Below are 4958 nucleotides of genomic sequence, written 5' to 3'. Positions count from 1 at the left end.
CCTGGATCGCACCATCCACTGCGGCATCGAGGTCGGCATCGTCAAAGACGATGAACGGCGCGTTGCCGCCGAGCTCAAGGCTGACTTTCTTGATCTGGTCCGAACACTGACGCATGAGCAGCCGGCCGACCTCGGTCGAGCCGGTAAAGCTGATTTTGCGGACCTTGGGATTGGAGCAGAGTTCGCGGCCGACCCTCTCGCCTTCGGAAGCGTAGATCAGGTTGACCACGCCTCCTGGGAAAACCAGGTCACTGCGCGCGCTAGCATTATCGTAACCCTTTTCCCTGAGGCGAACAGGTCCGGATTGCGAGTGGCTACTGCAACTCTTGCGTTCACGGAAAGTTAGACAGGTCTATGAGGCCCAACGCCTTCTCAACCTTGTTGCTGTGCGGAGATATGAGCTGGCTGGCTGTTTCCATCTGGATCCGAGATGATCTCGATATCCAATCTGAATTTGACGATGGGGATATGTGTCCTTTCTAATATGGCCGAATGTATTGGACAATTAGATTTGTCGCACCGCGCAATTAGTGTTTGCTGCTCGTTACGGCGCCGGTGATTTAGAATCTAAATAACGGCGAGGACTCACCTGCCAATGGATGCTTCGGGCCTGGGAACTCCGGTGTCTTGTGAAGGGGTAGGGCCTGGTCTCGCGCCCTGATGCGCTTTCTGCGCCATACACTCACCGTCTTGCTGGCCGTGGACGCTACTCTCCTCGCGGCGCCGACTTACCTGGCCGACTCCGGTCGCGGATCTATCTGGTTGGCTTGGGGTGGAGGGGCCGCACGAGAGGTTTCGTTCCCGGTTCCAACCTCCCCGCGAACGTTTGGGAGACCTCGGCCATGATGAGTTGGAGATATCCTTTTCCCGAGTCCGCGGAACGCTGTTTGGCGAAGCCGCGCAGCTTTGAGAAACCCGGTTGATCGGCACGCAAAACGGCTCCGAGTTCCCGCGCGTTCGAATACTCAGGACGCCCTCCAATTCTTCGATTCTCCTCAATACCCTTCAGCAGGATGTTGAGTTTGCTCCTATCGGAAAGCCACGTATGACCGGATCGAGCGATCTCAGGGATGAAACCCGCCAGGCCGAGCTTTCAAGCTTTGTTATGAACGAGGTGCAGCGCATCCTTGCCCAATGCGATGAGGCGAAGCAGGGCGAAACGGTTGCTGTTGTGCCTTCGGGTTCTCCTTCACACGATTTGACCGCCTTGGCCGCCGAATTTCTTGGTAGGCTCGAGGCCGAAGCCGCGCGACAGCTAAACCCCCAGGCGTGTGAGATCGCCTCGCGACCCCGGCCAGCTGATCGGTCGCGTGAGCATCCGCTTCTGGAAGATCGCCTAAGAGAAGGCGCACGCATTGCAGAATGGGCCGGTCCAGTTGCGGGGTCGACGCATATCGAGAGACGTTTTGGAATACCGCGGTCCACGCTGCATTGGTGGCAACGGCACAATGATGTGGTCGCCTTTCGCAGAGGCTCCCGCAAGCATGTATTTCCCCTGGCCCAGTTCATCGACGGCAGGCCTATGCCTGGAATCAGGCAGGTGCTTTCCTCGATCTCCGATCCCAGATTAGCGTGGCTGTGGCTAATCAGCCCTTCGCCTCTTCTCAAGAGCCGCATTCCGATCGAATTGCTCAGAAAAGGCATGAACATAGATGTTGCCTCAGCCGCTCAGGCTGTTTCTCTGATTGGATCTCTCTGACCGTCGGCCGGGCGCAAGCTTCCGTCACCCTAAAGCCGTCCTCGCACGCAGTGTCTGCTTCCCGCCATTCTGTACGTGCCATAAAGCAGATGTGCCAACTGTGCGGTTTGTACAAATGTATAGTTGTCCAATTTGTGCAACTAATACTGATAGTTTAGTGATAAAAATGCAACGTGTATTTGGTTACGTGGTTGGCAAATAGGATTTTTACTTGCACTAATCGCGATGGAGAATAGCGTCGGGCCGTGAAGGATGCACCGCGATGCGCATCTTTTTCGATCGTGGGGACAAGGAGCGGTTCGTCCATCGACGTCCTCGCCCTTTCAAATCTTTGAATGGAGATCAAGTATGAACATCAAGAGCCTTCTTCTCGGCTCCGCTGCGGCTCTGCTCGCAGTTTCCGGTGCGCGCGCCGCCGACGCCGTCGTCGTCGCCGAGCCGGAACCCGCAGAATACGTCAAGATTTGCGACGTCTACGGCGCTGGCTACTTCTACATCCCCGGCACCGAAACCTGCCTGCGCATCGGCGGCTATGTCCGCTACGACATCAGCGCTGGCGATGTCGGTAGCTTCGACGGCGCACGTTCGACAGACGTTCTCAACGGCAAGGACCAGGGCACCTGGCACAAGAACGCCCGCTTTAACCTGAAGACCTGGACCGGCCAGGAAACCGAACTCGGCACGTTGAAGACCTACACCGAGACGCGCTTCAACTTCGGCAACAGCGCCTACTATGCTGGCGGCGCGGGTAACCAAGCCCACAACAAGGGAGCTTCGCTGAATTTCGCCTGGATCCAGCTCGGTGGGCTTCGCGTCGGTTTGGACGATTCGGCCTTTGATACGTTCATCGGCTATGCCGGCAACGTTATCAACGACACCATCGTTCCCTACGGCGATTTCTCCACCAACCTCATCCAGTACAACTTCGACGCCGGCAACGGCTTCTCGGCCATGGTCTCACTCGAAGAAGGTTCGGTGGACGTCAACAATGTCTTTTACGTTGGCACCATCGATAGCTATGTTCCGCATGTCGTCGGGGGTGTGAAGTACACGCAGGGATGGGGCGCCATCACTGGCGTTGTCGCCTATGACAGCAATTACGAAGAGTGGGCCGGCAAGGTTCGTGCCGACTTCAACGTAACCAGCGAGCTGTCGCTGTTCGCCATGTTCGGCTACGGCACTGACAAGCATTCGCTCGACGTCGCCAGCGGTCGCGACTTCTACAAGCAGTGGGGCGGTCACTGGGCTTGGTGGGCCGGCGGCACCTACAAGTTCAACCCGAAGACCTCCTTCAACTTGCAGGTGTCGGGCGACCAGGACAAGAATTATGGCGTGGCGGCGAACGTTGCCTACGACATCGTCCCCGGCTTCAAGGTCACTGGCGAAGTTGACTACGATCACTTTGGTCACTTCAACGACGGCACTCCGTTCGGCAACTGGACTGCTGCCGACAAGAAGAACAGCGTCGGCGGTTTCCTCCGCTTCCAACGCTCGTTCTGAGGATTGAAGAGCCGGATCCCTCCGGCGCTCGTAGCGGTAACTACGAGCGCCAGCACCTCAGACCAAACCGGTTGGTGAAGGGACCTCAAGGTTGTCGGCGGGTTGCTTGATCACGGACCTCCAATCCGAGCATTTCGTCGATGCGAAGGGCGTCCAGTTTTGGGCGCCCTTTTTCAACGCAAGATCCTAGCGTTGACGCCAACGTCAGCTCCGCGGTGCTAGGATTTGGAGTTCGGCAGGCGTGTAGCCATTGCGGCTAAACAGCAGGTACTGCTTGCCTGGACATCCCGTCCGGAGGAAGTCGGCTCCGATTTTTTTCGACGCCTCCCAGGTGGCGCCTTAAAACATCGGAAAGGTTGTCATTTCCTTCTTTTCGAGGTTAGCTGAAAAGTCTTTATTCTAAACCGAGCATTGTAGTCTACCGGTCGAAGTCATCGCGTGGGAGAATGCAGTCCAGCAGCCGTCAAGTAAGACCGGTGAGACACCGAATGGTCGAAACCGAGACCACGGGTTACCAGCATGTCGCTAAGGCTTCCTGTGACATCTCGTGGCGCATTGCGAGGCAATGGCGAAGGTAACTGACGATAAATTGGCTCAGACCGTCATGCTCACACAAAGACCATTCTCGACAGGGGATCATCATCACCGAACCGGCGGTCGGGAGGCACGGCCGGCTAAAAGAGGATGATGGCAATGATGCGGTCAACAGATGGGCGGCATGATGTACACCAGCTATAGCACGGTTCCCTGTTCAGAAATGGCGGACCGGTCGCGCGATGAACCCGACGTCGCGAGCTGTTCTCGGCGGTCGAGGCTTCGCTGTCTGCTGGCCGCACGGTGAAGCGCGCAGCAGATGAAAACCCGCGGCATCGACTCGATTGGTAAAGCCACGTAGCAGCGTTACCCTGCAACCAAGGCAGAACCTTTGGCGCAGTGCGCATCTCGGCAGAGGGATACCGGGATCAAGCGAGATATCGGGATCGTGCCGCTTGTGGTGAATCTTTCACATGGCACGTGCTGTTTCAGCACTCAGCAAGGTGAGAGATTTCACCGGAATTATTTCCGGTCGCCGCCATGGTTCAAAAGCTGCATAAATGCCACTGTGTAACTTAACTTCGGTAGTAGACAAATGCCGCTCGGCAGGGCGAGAGCGCCTATGCCTTTTCATCTTTCAAGCCCAGCCGTCATGTCGTCGGCCGAAGGCGTGATTGAGAACTCGTGCGCCAAATTCCTTCTGTACATGCTTCAGATGCCGCCCATGCAGAGGTACTTCATTTCGAGATAATCCTCGAGCCCGTGGCGCGACCCCTCGCGCCCAATGCCGGATTGCTTGATGCCGCCGAAGGGGGCCGCTTCCGAGGACATTCGCCCGGTGTTGATGCCGACCATTCCATATTCGAGCGCCTCGGCCACGCGCCAGACGCGCATGAGATTTGACGCATAAAAGTAAGCCGCAAGCCCGTAGATCGTGTCGTTGGCCTCGTGCACGACTCGATCCGCGTCTTCGAACCGAATGATCGGAGCCAAAGGCCCGAACGTCTCCTTTTGCGCGAGGGCCATCGCGCTGGAAATATCGGTGAGGACCGTCGGTTGGAAGAACGTGCCTGCTTTCCCGATGCGCTCACCTCCGCATTGAATTGTGCCGCCCTTTGCTACGGCATCGGCTATATGGGATTCGATCTTGGCCAGGGCATGCCCGTCGATCAGAGGACCGATGGCCACGCCCGGATCGAAACCGTCACCAACCGAAAGGTGAAGG

At 57.1% G+C, this 4958-nt stretch carries 3 protein-coding genes and 1 pseudogene; 2 read left to right on the top strand and 2 right to left on the bottom strand.

What is annotated here, in order from left to right; genetic code table 11:
• Window positions 1-241 (bottom strand): annotated as a pseudogene (locus tag YU3_RS0133730) (aldehyde dehydrogenase family protein); the annotation flags it as partial.
• A gap of 678 nt (window positions 242-919) precedes the next feature.
• Here YU3_RS0133730 and YU3_RS38285 point away from each other — a divergent pair.
• Window positions 920-1699: a hypothetical protein gene (locus YU3_RS38285; protein ID WP_156913700.1), complete on the top strand. Its 780-nt coding sequence runs from the start codon at window positions 920-922 to the stop codon at window positions 1697-1699.
• A gap of 348 nt (window positions 1700-2047) precedes the next feature.
• Window positions 2048-3199 carry a porin gene (locus YU3_RS0133715; RefSeq protein WP_027170277.1) on the top strand — a complete coding sequence of 384 codons (1152 nt, stop codon included), beginning with the start codon at window positions 2048-2050 and terminating at the stop codon, window positions 3197-3199.
• A gap of 1245 nt (window positions 3200-4444) precedes the next feature.
• On the opposite strand, the gene YU3_RS0133710 is transcribed toward YU3_RS0133715, so the two are convergent.
• On the bottom strand, window positions 4445-4958 hold a 514-nt coding region (locus YU3_RS0133710), incomplete at its 5' end, for an aldehyde dehydrogenase family protein (protein WP_027170276.1).

Source organism: Mesorhizobium sp. WSM3224, assembly GCF_000427725.1.
Classification (GTDB): domain Bacteria; phylum Pseudomonadota; class Alphaproteobacteria; order Rhizobiales; family Rhizobiaceae; genus Mesorhizobium.
Note: the sequence above shows the minus strand (reverse complement) of the source record. Positions and strands in the feature narration are given on the sequence as shown.

What these genes read in the sequence shown, in the direction of transcription:
- YU3_RS0133715 (WP_027170277.1), top strand. Translation starts at nt 2,048, where the DNA reads ATGAACATCAAGAGCCTTCTTCTCGGCTCCGCTGCGGCTCTGCTCGCA.